The organism is Patescibacteria group bacterium (genome assembly GCA_041667185.1).
Taxonomy (GTDB): domain Bacteria; phylum Patescibacteriota; class Patescibacteriia; order SG8-24; family SG8-24; genus JBAYFM01.
Genome location: JBAYFM010000002.1, coordinates 91,962 through 106,395, shown reverse-complemented (window position 1 = coordinate 106,395; position 14,434 = coordinate 91,962). Strand labels below are relative to the sequence as shown.

16 protein-coding genes are annotated in these 14,434 nt (G+C 61.1%); 15 read left to right on the top strand and 1 reads right to left on the bottom strand.

The window, feature by feature from the left end; all coding sequences use genetic code 11:
- Window positions 1–123: 123 nt before the first annotated feature.
- Window positions 124–357, top strand: a complete 234-nt coding sequence (locus WCT10_01205; GenBank protein MFA6603440.1) for a hypothetical protein — start codon at window positions 124–126, stop codon at window positions 355–357.
- Window positions 358–443: 86 nt separating this feature from the next.
- Here the strand turns inward: WCT10_01205 and rlmD are convergent, their stop codons facing one another.
- A complete protein-coding gene (rlmD, locus tag WCT10_01200; GenBank protein ID MFA6603439.1) occupies window positions 444–1,760 on the bottom strand; it encodes a 23S rRNA (uracil(1939)-C(5))-methyltransferase RlmD in 1,317 nt (438 codons plus the stop codon).
- A 116-nt stretch (window positions 1,761–1,876) separates the two neighbouring features.
- On the opposite strand from rlmD, the gene WCT10_01195 reads away from it, so the two are divergent.
- The 14 genes from WCT10_01195 to WCT10_01130 all read left to right on the top strand — a co-directional run bounded on the left by WCT10_01195 (window position 1,877) and on the right by WCT10_01130 (window position 14,423).
- Complete coding sequence (locus WCT10_01195) at window positions 1,877–2,365, top strand: RNA methyltransferase (protein MFA6603438.1); 489 nt, start codon at window positions 1,877–1,879, stop codon at window positions 2,363–2,365.
- A gap of 67 nt (window positions 2,366–2,432) precedes the next feature.
- A complete protein-coding gene (locus WCT10_01190; protein ID MFA6603437.1) occupies window positions 2,433–3,194 on the top strand; it encodes a glycosyltransferase in 762 nt (253 codons plus the stop codon).
- A 2-nt stretch (window positions 3,195–3,196) separates the two neighbouring features.
- On the top strand, window positions 3,197–4,318 hold the full coding sequence (locus WCT10_01185) for a ferredoxin oxidoreductase (GenBank protein ID MFA6603436.1): 1,122 nt from the start codon (window positions 3,197–3,199) through the stop codon (window positions 4,316–4,318).
- A gap of 10 nt (window positions 4,319–4,328) precedes the next feature.
- Window positions 4,329–5,066, top strand: a complete 738-nt coding sequence (locus WCT10_01180; GenBank protein MFA6603435.1) for a thiamine pyrophosphate-dependent enzyme — start codon at window positions 4,329–4,331, stop codon at window positions 5,064–5,066.
- A 10-nt stretch (window positions 5,067–5,076) separates the two neighbouring features.
- Window positions 5,077–5,631, top strand: coding sequence for a 2-oxoacid:acceptor oxidoreductase family protein (locus tag WCT10_01175; GenBank protein MFA6603434.1), 555 nt, complete (start codon window positions 5,077–5,079; stop codon window positions 5,629–5,631).
- Window positions 5,632–5,635: 4 nt separating this feature from the next.
- The gene (locus WCT10_01170) at window positions 5,636–5,923 is read left to right on the top strand and encodes a 4Fe-4S binding protein (protein MFA6603433.1); all 288 of its coding nucleotides are present in this window, start codon (window positions 5,636–5,638) and stop codon (window positions 5,921–5,923) included.
- 6 nt (window positions 5,924–5,929) lie between these two features.
- Entirely contained in the window at window positions 5,930–6,139 is a 210-nt protein-coding gene (locus WCT10_01165; GenBank protein ID MFA6603432.1) for a hypothetical protein, read from the top strand.
- 98 nt (window positions 6,140–6,237) lie between these two features.
- Window positions 6,238–6,819: a phosphate propanoyltransferase gene (pduL, locus tag WCT10_01160; GenBank protein ID MFA6603431.1), complete on the top strand. Its 582-nt coding sequence runs from the start codon at window positions 6,238–6,240 to the stop codon at window positions 6,817–6,819.
- An 85-nt stretch (window positions 6,820–6,904) separates the two neighbouring features.
- Window positions 6,905–8,056, top strand: coding sequence for an acetate kinase (locus WCT10_01155; protein MFA6603430.1), 1,152 nt, complete (start codon window positions 6,905–6,907; stop codon window positions 8,054–8,056).
- A gap of 221 nt (window positions 8,057–8,277) precedes the next feature.
- Window positions 8,278–10,089: a translation elongation factor 4 gene (gene lepA / locus WCT10_01150; protein MFA6603429.1), complete on the top strand. Its 1,812-nt coding sequence runs from the start codon at window positions 8,278–8,280 to the stop codon at window positions 10,087–10,089.
- A gap of 66 nt (window positions 10,090–10,155) precedes the next feature.
- Complete coding sequence (locus tag WCT10_01145) at window positions 10,156–10,281, top strand: hypothetical protein (GenBank protein ID MFA6603428.1); 126 nt, start codon at window positions 10,156–10,158, stop codon at window positions 10,279–10,281.
- Between the two features lie 23 nt (window positions 10,282–10,304).
- Window positions 10,305–12,107: a single-stranded-DNA-specific exonuclease RecJ gene (recJ, locus tag WCT10_01140; protein ID MFA6603427.1), complete on the top strand. Its 1,803-nt coding sequence runs from the start codon at window positions 10,305–10,307 to the stop codon at window positions 12,105–12,107.
- Window positions 12,108–12,121: 14 nt separating this feature from the next.
- A complete protein-coding gene (locus tag WCT10_01135) occupies window positions 12,122–12,535 on the top strand; it encodes a ribonuclease HI family protein (protein ID MFA6603426.1) in 414 nt (137 codons plus the stop codon).
- 103 nt (window positions 12,536–12,638) lie between these two features.
- Entirely contained in the window at window positions 12,639–14,423 is a 1,785-nt protein-coding gene (locus WCT10_01130; GenBank protein ID MFA6603425.1) for a hypothetical protein, read from the top strand.
- Window positions 14,424–14,434: the final 11 nt, after the last annotated feature.

Sequence of the window (14,434 nt, the reverse complement as noted above, 5' to 3'; positions counted from 1 at the left end):
CGCCGGTCTTTGGCCAGTGGTCTGGTCCGGCTTGACAGCAGCTGGCGGCAGCCTTATCATCTCGATCACCACTGCGGACCATAGAGGACGCGGTAGAGTTCTTTGTTCGGAATGGAGGCTGGGATGAGGAATGTCAGGACCAGGTCGGCGAATTGGCGACGGCAGGAACTTCTTCGGGGGGTCAACGACTATCTCGACGAATACGAGGATGCCGGCGTCGGTTATCAGGCGGCTTGCACCGGTTCGGGAGGATGTCGGAGCGATCTCAAGTCAGGTCTTGCTGTTCGACGGACGATCCGACCGGCTGTCCGTGTCAATTTTTCAGCGATCGAAACCTCGGTCCTTCATTGGACGTAGATCTTTCAGCAGCGCGTCAGAAAACTTCAGTTCAGCCGTCCGTTCCGCGGACGGCTTTTTTGTTGATGTCCGGAATCAGCCGGTTTTCATTTACGGACCAGCAGGCTGACGAGTTCGACGTGCGGCGAGTGCGGGAACAGGTCGAGGGCGCGGATCTGCTTCAGCTCGTAGGCGGCCTGGAGCGGCTTCAGGTCGCGGGCGAAACTTTCGTAGTTGCAGGAAACGTAGAGCAGACGCTCGGGCAGATTGGCGAGCAGCGTCGCGACAACCTTCGGGTGGAGGCCGGAACGCGGCGGATCGACGATGACCGTGTCCGGTTTCTCGTTCTTCCAGATCAGGCCTTCCGCTTCGGCGGCGAAGTATTCGGCGGCGGCGACGCCGTTCGCGGCCGCGTTCCGCCGCGCGGCTTCGATGGCCGGCGCGTCGATCTCGACGCCCACGACCCGGTCGGCTGAATCCGCGAGGCCGAGTCCGAAGAAGCCGACGCCGCAATAGAGATCGAGCAGCCGGCCGCAGCGTTGGGGAGCCAGGAATTCTTTGGCCGTCTTGAGCATCTCGCCGGCCATGAGCGTGTTCGTCTGGAAAAAGGAGTTGGGCGGAATGGCGTAGATCCGGCCGCCGATTTTCTCATGCAGGTCCGGAGGACCCTGAAGCAGCCGCAGGTTCGGGGTGATGGACAGGTCGGTCTTCGTGGCGTTGATGCCGTGGTAGATCGTGGTCGCGAGGCCGCCGATGTTTTCGAGCAGCCACTCCTCGCCCGGCAGCGGACCGTCGGACGTGACGATGGTCACCAGCCGCTCCCCGGTGTTCTTGCCTTCGCGGATCACGAGATACCGGGCGTAGCCGGAGTAGCTGGCGCCATTCCAGGGTTTGACCTCGAATTTTTTCAGCCATTCGCGGAAGCGCTTCATGATTTCCGCAGCGTCCGCGGAGAGCAGCAGGCATTCCGGCGTATCGAGGTGTGCGTTCCAACGTCCCGGTTTCTTCAGGCCGACCTGGCCGCGTGGCCCGACGCAATAATCCATCCGGTTGCGATAGCGGAAGAGTTCGGGGCAGGGGACGACCGCATCGAGACGTTCGCCGAGTCCGGCGGCTTGGAATGCGCGATTCACGAGATCGCGTTTCAGTTCCAGCTGCAGGCTGTAATCGAATTGCTGCCACAGGCAACCGCCGCACGAACCGGCGCTCGGGCAGGGAGCCGGGATGCGGCGCGGCGACGGCGTCGCGACGCGGCGGGTCTCGAAGAGCAGCGTGCCTTGTTTGCGCGCGATGAGCTCGGCTTCGATCTCTTCGCCGGGAACGGTGAAATAAGCGCAGGCCGCGCGGCCGTTCACGAGGCCGCAGCCGCGCCCTTTCTTGTCGACCGAGTCGATCTTCAGGGTGGTCTGGTCGCCGAATTTCATATTATTCTTGCTGAAAGATAGCCCAGAGCGTCCGGGATAGCAAGGGGGTCGGGTCAGCCGCTCCGCCGGGCGCATTCATCTTGTCGTCCGACTGAGCTATAATCCTTTCGTTATATATGAAAGACGATCTGGTCCTGGTCCTGGATAATATCCGCAGCCTCTACAATGTCGGGTCGATGTTCCGCACGGCCGACGGTTTCGGCGTGGCCAAGATCTATCTTTGCGGCATCACCGGAACGCCGGAACAGCATGGCGTCCAGAAGGTCGCGCTCGGAGCCGAGCGGACCGTGCCATGGGAACATCGCGCCCGCACCTGGAGCGTGGTCGAGGAGTTGCGCCGCCGCGGCTACCGGGTCGTCGGCCTGGAGCTGGCGTCCGGCGCAATCGCTCTGCCCGGCGCCCGGGAAAAATTCCCGCTCGCGCTCGTGGTCGGCAACGAGATCCGGGGGCTCACTCCGGCGCTGCGCCGCCGGCTGGACGCCGTTCTTGAGATTCCGATGCTCGGCGCCAAGAATTCCTTCAACGTCGCCGTGGCCGCCGGCATCGCGCTCTATCATCTCCGGCATATCGGTCCGCGCGCGGCCGGAGACCGCTCAGGTGGATAACTGTCGGCACGATGGAAAGAATTTTGCTATAATTCCAGACACTATAAGTATCGGCTTCTAACGGGGTATGCTTTCAGTCATCATTCCGACGTATAACGAATCGACTTATCTGCCGCTCCTGCTGCGCTCGATCCAGGCGCAGAACCACAAGGACTTCGAGGTCATCGTGGCGGACGCCCATTCGACCGATGATACCCGCGAGATCGCCAAGTCGTTCGGCGCGCGCGTGGTCGACGGCGGCATGCCGGGCGCGGGGCGCAATCGCGGCGCCGCGGCGGCCCAGGGCGAGGTCCTGCTGTTCCTTGACGCCGACGTCATCCTGCCCGACCCGTGGTTCCTGCAGATGACCGTGGCCGAGTTCGAGAAACGCAAGCTCGGCGTCGCGACCTGCAAGGTCAAGCCGATGTCCGACCGCAAGGTCGACAAGGTTTTCCACGCGGCTTTCAATTATTTCATGTGGGTGACGCAGGCGACGACGCCGCATGCGCCCGGTTTCTGCATCTTCGCGCGCAAAGACGTGCACGAAAAGCTCAAGGGATTCGATGAGGAGATCCGCTTCGCCGAGGATCATGATTACGTGAACCGGGCTTCGAAGATCTCCAAGTTCGGCATCCTCAAGACCTACGAGATCCCGGTCTCGGTGCGGCGCTTCGAGCGCGACGGTCGGTTGAACATCGCCGTGAAATACCTCTTGAGCGAGGTCTATCTGCGGACCAAGGGCAATATCAAGGACGACACTTTCAATTACACTTTCGGCCATTCCACGAAGAACGATGGCGAGAAGAAAAAAGGCTTTGGCCGCTGGCGCCGCGCGCGCAAGCAAAAATGATTATGGCTGAAAAGAAATTCATCATCGGTAACGAAGCGCTCGGTCGCGCCGCCCGGGCCGCGGGCGCGCGAGCTTTCTACGGCTACCCGATCACGCCGACCTCCGAGATCGCCCATTTCTGGGCCAAAGAGGCTTGTTCCGAGGCGGGCAAGAAAGACAACCTGGTTTTCCTGCAGGCCGAAGACGAGATCGGCGCGGGCTTCATGCTCGTAGGCGGCGTGCTCGCGGGGACGCGCTCGTTCACGGCTACGGCCGGTCCCGGACACATTCTGATGCAGGACGCGTTCTCCATGGCCGAAGCCATGCGCTTTCCGGTCGTCGCTTACATCATGCAGCGCGGCGGACCGTCGACCTCGACTGTCATTTATTCCCAGCAAGAGGTCAATCTCGCCGTCTTCGGCGGCAACGGCAATGGCTACCGCATCGTCTATTCTCCGGCCACTCTGCAGGAGCTCTACGATTACGGCATCAAGGTCTTCAACATCGCCTGGAAATACCGCTTCCCGACCTTTCTCCTGGGCGACGGCTATCTGGCCAAGATGATGGGCGAGGTCGAGATCTACGCGCCCGAGGAGCGGGGGATCAAGATGGAGCCGACCGAGGCCTACCTGCTCGAGAAGAACCGCACGCGGCCGCTCGCCGAGGTCATGCCATCGCCGGAGATTGCGCAGCGGATAGCCGAGGATGGCGTGCAGTACGACTGTTTCCGCAACTGCCTGAATCTTGAAGAGGAGACGCTCGCTGTGAACATGGAGATCAAAGCCGCTTTCGACGCCGCGGCCAAAGATATCGTCGAATTCCAGGAGTACGGCGCGCCGGAAGCCGCGACGCTCATCGTCGCGCACGGCATCGTCTCCGAAGCCGCCAAGGCCGCGATCGACGCGCTCGGCGGCAAGAGCGCCCGGCTGTTCCGGCCGATCACGCTCCGGCCGTTCCCGGTCGAGGAATTGCGCCGCGCGGCCAAGGGTGCCGAGCGGATCATTGTCGCGGAGTCGGCTGACAACATGCTCGCCCGGTTCGTGAAGGACGCGCTGTGCGGCTACATCAGCAGACCGGTCGAGGAATATTTCCGGCCCTCCATCGGCATCCTGCCGTCGGAGATCGCGGCGCTCGTCGGCAAATAACCGCCTGCATATGAATGAAAATATCATGGACCAAGCGGTCAAGTCGGCCTTTCCGAAGTGCGTCCGGGTCGATTCCAAGCCGCACATCTTCTGTCCCGGCTGCGGACACCCCGAGGTGCTCAAAGCGCTCGGTTTCGCCATCGACGACCTCGGCCTGCAGTCCAAGGTCGCGTTCGGCGTGGACATCGGCTGCTCGCTCCTGGCCTGGGATTTCTTCAATCTCGACACCATTGAGACCCATCACGGACGGACCATTCCGACGATGGTCGGTTTCAAGCGGGCGAATCCCGCCGGGGTCGCGATCGCTTACGTCGGCGACGGCGGCGGTTACGCCATCGGCCTCAGTCACGTCATCAACGCTGCCATCCGCAACGAGAACATCCTGGTCATCGTCGTGAACAACGCGGTCTACGCCATGACCGGCGGCCAGGAGGCGCCGACCACGCTCCAGGGCATGAAGGTCAAGACCGCGCCCTGCGGCGCCGACCAGTACCACATCAACGCGCCGGAGATCATCCGCAACGTCAACCCGACCGCCTTCGTCGCGCGCAGCATCACCACGATCCAGTTCGGCCTGCGCAAGATGCTCAAGGACGCGCTCCAGCATCAGCTCGACGGCAAGGGTTTCGCTTTCGTCGAGGTCCTGTCGCAGTGCCCGCTGAACTGGAAGACGCTCGACAAGCCGCAGGAAACTTTCGATTTCCTCGAGAAGACGCTGGCTAAGGCGTATCCGGTCAAGAAATATTGATCCCGCGCTTATGACCGAACCGTACAAGATCATCATCTGCGGCGAGGGCGGCCAGGGCGCATTGTCCGTGGCCGAGATCATCGCGACCGCGGCCTGGCTCCAGGGCAAGCACGCCGTCTGCATGCCGTTCTTCAGCACGGAGAAGCGCGGCGGCGTCTCCATGGCCTACGTCCAGATCTCCGACGACCGCATCCCGTTCCCAAAGTTCAACAAGGCCGATCTCTGGGTCGTGCTCTCGCAGCGTTCCATCGAACGCATCTACGATTACCTGCAGGACGGCACGCGGATCGTGGTGAACAGCTACCTCGTCAAGGATCTGAGCCGCATCGAGAAGTGGAAGCCGCAGGCGATCGACGCCACGACCATCGCGCGGAGCCAGTTCCAGAAGCCGCGCACGTTCAACATGATCATCATGGGCGCGATGCTGCGGTCCATTCCGGACCTGGGACTCAAGGCTTTCGGCCAGGCGCTCGAGAAGGTCTTCGGCGAGAAGTATGAACGCGATCCCGCGATGCGCGACCTGAATCAGAAGGCGCTTCAGGCCGGTTACGACCTGATCAAATAAATTTATGGCTGACAAGAATCAGAAAGAGAATCGCGACCTGGCCCGGTTCCGGCCGCGGGTCGCGGAGAACGCCAAGGTCAAGGCGACGCGGTTCCTCGGGCTCTGTAAGAGCTGTGGCGAGTGCGTCGTGAAGTGTCCAGTGAAATGCATCTCCTGGGACAAAGAAGAGCTTGGCCAGTTGGGCGAAGCGGCCATCACCATCGACATCGAGAAATGCATCGCCTGCGAGACCTGCGAGCAGATCTGTCCGGATTTCGCGATCGAGATAACCAAGAAAGAGATCAAGAAATAACCGCCTATGGAGTCAAAAAGTTTCGAGACCGACAAACTGCCCAAGGAAGCCGATTTCAACGGCGAGACTGCGGCGCTCATCTGTCCGGTCTGCGGCAAGGTGTTCATGGTGAGCAAGGAGAAGGACGGCGGCAAGCGCACTTGTCCGGTCTGCCATGCCGCGACCGCCTACATCAGCAGCGACGGTGCGCGGCTGAAGGTCGAATGGGAAGGCTGAAAAAAGACGAACACCTCGCTCTGGCGGGGTGTTCTTGCGTTACCGGTCCGGGCTGGAAAATGGTATAATTCCAACAGAAGAAATCTCATCCGCACGCTATGAAACCGGAACTCCGCAGGGTCAGGGCCGAAGTGTCAGCCCGCCATCTTCATCTCAGCCAGGCCGACCAGGATAAGCTGTTCGGTTCAGGCCATCAGATGAAGATCATCAAGGATCTGTCGCAACGCGGGCAGTGGGCCGCCGAGGAGACGCTGGTCATCCGGGGCCCCAAAGGCGAGTTCAAGATCCGCGCTCTCGGTCCGTGCCGCAGTCAGACGCAGATCGAATTGTCGCGCACTGATTGTTTCGCGCTGGGTGTGCCGGCCGCGCTTCGGCTCTCGGGCGATCTCCAGGGAACGCCGGGCTGCAAGCTTGTGGGTCCGAAGGGCGAGATCGATCTGGCGGAAGGCGTCATCGTGCCGCTGCGCCACATCCATATTTCCGACGCCCAGGCCAACGAACGCGGGCTCAAGAACGGCGACAAGGTCCGGGTCCGCCTTCCCGGCGTCAGATCGACCGTCTTCGAAGAGGTGAATATCCGCGTCCATCCGACTTTCGATCTCGCGCTGCATCTCGACACCGACGAGGGTAACGCCGCCTGGGCGGACATGAAGGGCGGCGAGGGAGAAATCGTTGAATAGATATTTACAAAGAGAGTGCGGGAGTGGGGAAGTGCGGGAGTGTCGATACTCCAACACTCCAGCACTTCCTCACTCCAGCACTCCCATGATCCTCGTCATCAACTCCGGCAGCTCCAGTCTGAAATTCAAATTGTTCAGCCCGGCGCTCAAGGAATTAGCCGGCGGCCTAATCGAACGCATTGGCCTCGGTGATTCTTTTTTCGAATACAAGGTCAACGGCGACAAGAAGAGGAGTGACTATCCGGCGGGCGTCGCCGATCACAAGGCCGGTCTCAAGGAAGTTTTCGCGGCTTTGCGCGCTGGTGGCTATGATCCGAAAAAGATCCGCGCCGTCGGCCACCGCATGGTGCATGGCGGCGAGGAATTCACCGCGCCGACGGTCATCACGCCAGCCGTGCTGAAGCGCCTCCGGAAGTACAACCGGTTGGCGCCGCTCCACAATCCGGCCAACCTTTCCGGCATCGATTCCTGCCGAGCGCTCATGCCCTGGGTGAAGAACGTCGCGGTTTTCGACACCGCTTTCTATCGGACCATTCCCGGCCGCGCTTTCATGTACGCGCTGCCGTGGGAGTATTACGCGAAGCACCGGATCCGCAAGTACGGTTTTCACGGCATCTCGCACCGCTACGTCACTGAAGAGGCGGCGCGGCTCCTGGAGAAGCCGTATTCGAAACTACGCCTGATCTCCTGCCATCTCGGCTCCGGCTCGTCGATCACGGCGGTGAAATTCGGGAAAGCGATCGAGACTACTATGGGTTTCACGCCGCTCGAAGGCCTGACCATGTCCACGCGTTGCGGCGACATCGATCCGGCCATTCCGCTCTATCTCATCCGCACGTTCAAACTGACCGAGGCCGAAGTTGACGACATCCTGAACAAGAAGTCTGGCCTCCTGGGGATCAGCGGCTTCAAGGATCTGCGCGACGTGCTGGTCGCGGCCGGTCACAAGATCCCGGGCTACGCGTTTCCGGGCCGCGTCACCGTCGAACAGAAAAAACGTTCGCAGCTGGCGCTGGAGATGTATTGTTATGACGCCGCGCGTTATATCGCGTCCTTCGCCGGCATCATGGGCGGCGTCGACGCCGTCATCTTTACGGCCGGCGTGGGGGAGCGTAGTCAGATCGTCAGGGACATGGTCCTTTCGATGGTCGATATCCCGTGGAAACATAAGATACTGGTCGTACCGACGAACGAAGAATTGATGATCGCGAAGGAGACGAGGGGAGTTTTGAAATAGAGACGGAGTCAGGGAGAGACGGAGTCAGGGAGAGTGAGGAGGTGTAGGAGTTTTTGTCGGTTCTCCCTAACTCCTTCACTCCCGCACTCTCCCGTTCATTGGATCAGGGAGAGACGGAGTCAGGGAGACATCGCCAGGCCGCCTCTTCTTGTCAGATCGCGCCTAAAACCGCATAATTCCCCCAGCCGGCAACGGTCTGTTTTCGATTAAGCCGGGATCCTATGAATAACGTCCGGAATTTCTGCATCATCGCGCATATCGACCATGGCAAGTCCACGCTCGCGGACCGGCTTTTGGAAGTCACGGGGACAGTCGCCAAGCGCGACATGCGCGCGCAGATCCTCGATTCCATGGACCTGGAGCGCGAACGCGGCATCACCATCAAACTCACGCCGGTGCGGATGAACTATGCCGCCAAGGACGGACAGAAGTACGTCCTGAACCTGATCGACACGCCCGGCCACGTGGATTTCAATTACGAAGTTTCGCGCTCGCTCGCGGCCGTCGAAGGCGCGATCCTGCTCGTCGATGCGACTCAGGGCGTCCAGGCTCAGACCATCGGCAATCTGTATCTCGCACTCGATCAGGATTTGGCGATCATTCCGGTCGTGAACAAGATCGATCAACCCACCGCCGAACCCGAACGCGCGCGTGACGAGATCGTCCATCTTTTGGGCTGCCGGCCCGAGGAGGTCATCTTCGCTTCCGGCAAGACCGGGGCCGGCGTCGAACAGATCCTCGAAGACGTGATCGCCAAAGTCCCGCCGCCTGTGGGCGACGACAAGAAGCCGTTGCGGGCGCTCGTCTTTGATTCGACCTACGACGTCTACAAAGGCGTGGTCGCTCATATCCGCGTGGTCGACGGTACTTTGGGCCGGGACGACAAGATGCATCTGCCGGCCACTTCGGTCACGAGCGGCGTGATCGAGGTCGGACATTTCGTGCCGAAGATGAAGACCGTCGACCGCCTCGTCGCCGGCGACATCGGTTACGTCGTCGCCGGACTCAAGGATATCGAATCCTGCCGCGTCGGCGACACGATGACCGTCCCGGATCATCGGGAGCTCGGCGTCCAAATCCTGCCGGGTTACAAGGAAGTGATGCCGATGGTCTTTGCCGGCATCTTCCCGAGCGAGGGCAATGAATTCGAAAAATTGCGCGACGCGATGCTGAAGTTGAAGCTGAGCGACGCCGCGCTGACCTTCACGCCGGATCACCAGTCCGCGCTCGGCTTCGGTTTCCGCGTCGGCCTGCTGGGCCTCCTGCACCTGGAGATCGTCCAGGAACGCCTGCGCCGCGAGCACGATCTCAATATCGTCGTGACCGTGCCATCCGTGGCTTATCACGTCACGAAGACCGACAGCCAGGTCCTGACCATCAAGAGCCCGCTCGACCTGCCGGACCGCTCGCAGATCCGTTCGATCGAAGAGCCGTGGGTCAAGACCGACATCATCACGCCGCGCGAGCACATCGGCAACATCATGGCGCTCGTGCAGGAGAAGCGCGGCCTCTACAAGAACACCGAGTATCTGACCGGCAACGCCAACTCCGCCGGCCGCGTCCTGCTCCATTACGACATCCCGCTCTCTTCGATCCTCGTCGACTTCTATGATAAATTGAAGAGCGTCTCGTCGGGCTATGCTTCGCTGAACTACGAGTTCCTGGATTATCGCCCGGCCGAGGTCGTGCGGCTCGATATCCTGGTCGCCGGCGAGCCGGTCGAGGCTCTCGCGACCATCGCCTACGAGGATTCCGCCCAGCGCGTCGGCCGCCGCATCTGCGAAACGCTCAAGGAATCGCTGCCGCGCCAGCAGTTCGAGATCAAGATCCAGGCTTCGATCGGCGGCAAGATCGTCGCGGCCGAACGCATCGCGCCTTTCCGCAAGGATGTCGCGGATCTCTCGGGCGGCGACTGGACCCGCAAGATGAAGCTCTTGCAGAAACAGAAGAAGGGCAAGAAGCGGATGATGTCGCAGGGCCGGGTCGAGATCCCGCCCGAAGCCTTCCTCGCCGTGCTGAGGAAGAAGGATTGATCGTTTTATTAATGCCACCTGAGCCGGGCCGGTACGATCGGCTGCGGCAAAGGGTTTTTCACGCTTATGAGGTTATTCGGAGGTCAACGCATCCGTCGCCGCGCGGTCCGCAAGTTCGTCTGGCTGATCATCACGTTCCTGGCGGTCGCGGCCATGGTCGTCGCTCTCGTGGCGCCGGCTCTGAACCGCTAAGCCTGGCGCCTCGCGGTCCGTCTATGACTCGCATGCGCTGGCAGGTCGCTTCGCCGCCGGACGCGGAGATGCGGGCCCGGTTCCCGGAACTGGATCCGATCGCGGTCCAGCTGCTTTGGAATCGCGGCCTGCGCACCCAGGAGCAGGTCGATGAATTTCTGTTGCCGGATTATGGCCAGGATGTCCATGATCCGTTTTTGCTGCGCGACATGCGCCGCGCCTGCGAACGCATCTGGACGGCTTTTGAACGCCGGGAGAAGATCGTCGTGTACAGCGATTATGACGCCGACGGCGTGACCGGCGCCGCGGTCCTGGTCTCGACTTTGCGCGCGGCCGCTGCGCGTTTCGGTCTCGACGGCAACGCGCTCGTCGCGAGTTACATCCCGCACCGCGAGAAGGAGGGGTACGGCCTGCGGATACCGGCGGTCGAGGAACTTTGTAGCCAGGGGATGAAGCTGCTTGTGACCGTCGATTGCGGCATCAGCTCGGCCGCCGAGATCGCCCGCGCCAAAGAGCTGGGCGTCGAGGCTATCGTCGTCGATCATCATCACGTGCCGGAGGTCCTGCCGGATTGCCTGATCCTGCATCCCGGGGTTCCGGGCGAGAATTATCCTTTCAAACACCTGGCCGCGGTCGGCGTCGCTTTCAAGTTCGCCTGCGGTCTCATCCGTTTCGCGGCCGAGAAAGGTTCGCCTTTCGAGACGGGTTTCGACAAATGGCTGCTCGATCTCGTCGCCATCGCCACGGTCACGGATTTCATGCCGCTCGTGGGCGAGAACCGGACGCTGGAGAAATACGGACTGGTCGTGTTGAACAAGACGCGGCGGCCGGGACTCAGGAAGCTCATCGAACTCGCCGGTCTTGAGCCGGGCCGCATCGACACCGTGTCCGTCGGTTATTATATCGGCCCGCGCATCAACGCGGCTTCGCGGATGGAACACGCCGCGACCGCTTTCGAGACCGTCATGGCCGCGACTGATGAAGAGGCCGCTGTGCTGGCTGCGCGGCTGGATAAGCTGAATTCCGACCGCCAGCGTTATACCGAGAGCATCATGGTCGAGGCGAACAAGCTGCTCGTCGGCGCCGGGGACGATCTGGTCCAGGTCCTGGCCGGCGACGGCTGGTCGGCCGGCATTGTGGGGCTCGTCGCGGGAAAACTCGCGGATCGCGCCGGACGCCCGGCTTTCGTGTTCGGCCGCGAGGGCGACCGGTTCGTCGGGTCCGGCCGCGGCATCGAAGGTTTTGACATGATGGCCGGTCTCGAGCGCGCTAAAGGATATCTCGCCAGATTCGGCGGCCATTACGGGGCCTGCGGTCTGACCATTGAAGGCGAAAAGAATTATCAGGAGTTCGGACGATCCATCAAGGATTACGCGCGAGAGGTCCTGGCTGGCCGTGATCTGCGGCCGACGCTCGAGATCGACGCGGAACTCGCGCCGTCTCAGGCGAACTGGGAATTGATCGGCTGGCTCCAGAAGTTCGAACCGTTCGGCGAAGGCAACGCGCAGCCGCGCTTCCTGATGCGCGGACTCGCGATCACGTCGGTCGACACGGTGGGCAAGAGCGGCCAGCACCTGCGCCTCGGCGCGCGCGGCGATGGTGCGCGGGAACTGAAGCTCATCGGTTTCGGCATGGCCGCCGACGCCCTGCCGGTCGTCGTTCCCGGCGCACGTCTGGACGCGGTCGTCGAAGTCTCGGTCAATGAATGGAACGGCAACAAGAGCATCCAGTTGCGGCTCGTCGACTGGTGCTTGGCCGGATCGGACAAGGCTGCCGCCGCGGATTGCGCCGTGCCGCGCGGACTCGATCTCGAACCCAGCAAATAAATCCAATGCCACCTATGAAAAAATTATTGGTACACACTGACGGAGGAGCGCGCGGCAATCCGGGTCCGTCCGGCATCGGCGTCTACATCACGGACGAGTCCGGAGCCGTCGTCCTGGAGCATTCGCGTTATATCGGTGAGACGACCAACAACCAGGCCGAGTATACCGCCGTCATCGACGCGCTCGAGCATTGCAAGACCCTCGGCGCCGAAGAGGTCGGATTCTTTCTGGATTCCGAGTTGGTCGTCCGCCAGCTGAACCGCCAGTATAAAGTGCGCGACGCCGGCCTCGCGCCGCTGTTCATGCGGGTCTGGAACTTGTCCGTGAGTTTCCGCAAGCTGACTTTCACTCACGTGCGGCGCGAATTCAACAAGAACGCCGATCGCCTGGTCAACGAAGCCATTGACCGCCACTTGGCCGCGAAATGAAGGCTGCCCGGGCTTTTCAGCGGAGTCGCGTCGTTCGCGAACGACGCGACGGAGGCGAATAAGCCTGACCGCGGAGCGCATTTCGTGTATAATGTAAGGCGCTATGGATAAGTTCGGCCACCGCCGCCAATTCCATATTTTAGGCGCATCTCTGGCGCTTTTATTTATTGTCGTTTTCATGCCCTGGCGAGGCGCCGCGGCTGCGCCAACCTCCGATTCCGGCAACGTCACCGGCTGGTTATGGTCCGGCACCGCCGGTTGGGTATCGGCGAATTGCAGTAATTTCGGCACCTGCGCCGCGTCGGGCTATGGGTTGAATATGGAAGACGCTGATGGTCTGGTCGGTAACCAGTCGATCATCGGACAATTGTCCGGCTGGGCCTGGTCTTCGAATTTCGGCTGGATCTGCGTCGGTCAGACCTGCACGGATATCAATCCCGAAGGGTTGGCGAATTACGCGGATCTCCGGGAGATCTTGCCGGCCGCCGCGCCGTTCTGTTCTTCGAACGCGCAATGCGGCCAGATGGAGAATTGCCGTTTCAATAAATGTATCTCCAAACCGCGGCTGTACGGTTGGGCGCAGATCATCCGTCTCGGTTCCGACGGCTGGATCTCGTTGAATTGCGACAAGGACGCCGAGCGCGGCGGGTCGCTGGCCGATACCTGCGCCGTTTCCGAGTATCATATTCTTTTTGACCAAGGCCATTTCACGCTGGCGGCGCCTTATGAGCCGCTCGGCAATGATCCGGATAATTATCATTGGAGCTGGGGCGGCAACGACAATGGCACCGGCGTCGGCTGGCTCGATTGGAGTTCGCTGTTCGCGGATTGGGCGCCGGCCGATCTCGGCAGCGGCATCGTCTATCGGCCGGAGGGCATCTACGAACCGGCCGCGTCCTGGCCGACGGGACAGGAAGCTTCACATCCGTATAAGTTCAAAGTCACGGTTGCGAGCGTTTCCAGTCCGCCGGGTTACCGGCTTGAATGCAGTCTTGGTTTGCCCAACGGCGGCCTGCGCACTTTCGGAGAGCCGATCGGGACCATAGATGAGTACGGCGTCTGGAGCGGCGCCATGACCGGCGGGCCGATGACCCTGGAGTACGCCATCGGACAATCCGATCTGGAGGATGGCGTCCGGCATGCCGATCCAGCCGAGGATGCCATCCAGCAGAATCGATTATGGTATCTCGAAGGTTGCCGGCTTTGCGGCAAGGTCGTGGACGATCGGTTGTGCGCCCAGGAGGATGATTGTCCGCTTGGTTATGTTTGCGATGAGGACTATGGCAAGTGCCGCAGGATAATCGCTTCGACCCCGCGCAAACCGATCTACGTCCATCAGAATACCTGGACGCTTTTCGACGCCAATGAGGATTATTACCAAGCCATCAAGTGTTACGCCGGTTTTCCGGGGCAATATTTCGAGAATGCCAACCGGTGCGATTTTACCGCCGACGCCTCTTTCAGCATGGCCATGGCTCGCGGCATTCCGGTCAAACGCGACTGTCATTTTTTCGGCGTTCCGGATTGTGAGGATCGTTTTTGCAAGGGTATTTCTTATTTTTGTCCGGCGACTCCGGCCCGTCGGCCTACGACTTGCGTCTGGAGCGAGGCGGGGGCGGCCGGCGGCGTGGGCCAATGCTCGGCGATCAATTACGAGCGCGGCAAGTTGTGCTGTACCAAACAGCCCGTGAGTTCCGGCTCGTCATTCAGTTCGGTGGTGAACGGCATGGAGTGCGCTTATGGCGATTCGAACGACGGTTATTACGACTGCGACTGTACGCCGGATAATTCCGCCAAGTGGGGAACAGGCGATTGTTTCGCCCCTGGCCACGAGGTTGAGGATCTGTGTTGCAATGCGGCCGGCGAAGTGGTGAAGGAAACGCCGTGACATTTTTAACG

Excerpts from the sequence above, each read along its gene's own strand:
- WCT10_01155 (MFA6603430.1), top strand. The coding sequence starts at position 6,905 with ATGATCCTCGTCATCAACTCCGGCAGCTCCAGTCTGAAATTCAAATTG.
- WCT10_01145 (MFA6603428.1), top strand. The coding sequence starts at position 10,156 with ATGAGGTTATTCGGAGGTCAACGCATCCGTCGCCGCGCGGTCCGCAAG.
- WCT10_01195 (MFA6603438.1), top strand. The coding sequence starts at position 1,877 with ATGAAAGACGATCTGGTCCTGGTCCTGGATAATATCCGCAGCCTCTAC.
- WCT10_01205 (MFA6603440.1), top strand. The coding sequence starts at position 124 with ATGAGGAATGTCAGGACCAGGTCGGCGAATTGGCGACGGCAGGAACTT.
- WCT10_01180 (MFA6603435.1), top strand. The coding sequence starts at position 4,329 with ATGAATGAAAATATCATGGACCAAGCGGTCAAGTCGGCCTTTCCGAAG.
- pduL (MFA6603431.1), top strand. The coding sequence starts at position 6,238 with ATGAAACCGGAACTCCGCAGGGTCAGGGCCGAAGTGTCAGCCCGCCAT.
- WCT10_01175 (MFA6603434.1), top strand. The coding sequence starts at position 5,077 with ATGACCGAACCGTACAAGATCATCATCTGCGGCGAGGGCGGCCAGGGC.
- lepA (MFA6603429.1), top strand. The coding sequence starts at position 8,278 with ATGAATAACGTCCGGAATTTCTGCATCATCGCGCATATCGACCATGGC.
- WCT10_01130 (MFA6603425.1), top strand. The coding sequence starts at position 12,639 with ATGGATAAGTTCGGCCACCGCCGCCAATTCCATATTTTAGGCGCATCT.
- recJ (MFA6603427.1), top strand. The coding sequence starts at position 10,305 with ATGACTCGCATGCGCTGGCAGGTCGCTTCGCCGCCGGACGCGGAGATG.
- WCT10_01135 (MFA6603426.1), top strand. The coding sequence starts at position 12,122 with ATGAAAAAATTATTGGTACACACTGACGGAGGAGCGCGCGGCAATCCG.
- WCT10_01190 (MFA6603437.1), top strand. The coding sequence starts at position 2,433 with ATGCTTTCAGTCATCATTCCGACGTATAACGAATCGACTTATCTGCCG.
- rlmD (MFA6603439.1), bottom strand. The coding sequence starts at position 1,760 with ATGAAATTCGGCGACCAGACCACCCTGAAGATCGACTCGGTCGACAAG.
- WCT10_01185 (MFA6603436.1), top strand. The coding sequence starts at position 3,197 with ATGGCTGAAAAGAAATTCATCATCGGTAACGAAGCGCTCGGTCGCGCC.
- WCT10_01170 (MFA6603433.1), top strand. The coding sequence starts at position 5,636 with ATGGCTGACAAGAATCAGAAAGAGAATCGCGACCTGGCCCGGTTCCGG.
- WCT10_01165 (MFA6603432.1), top strand. The coding sequence starts at position 5,930 with ATGGAGTCAAAAAGTTTCGAGACCGACAAACTGCCCAAGGAAGCCGAT.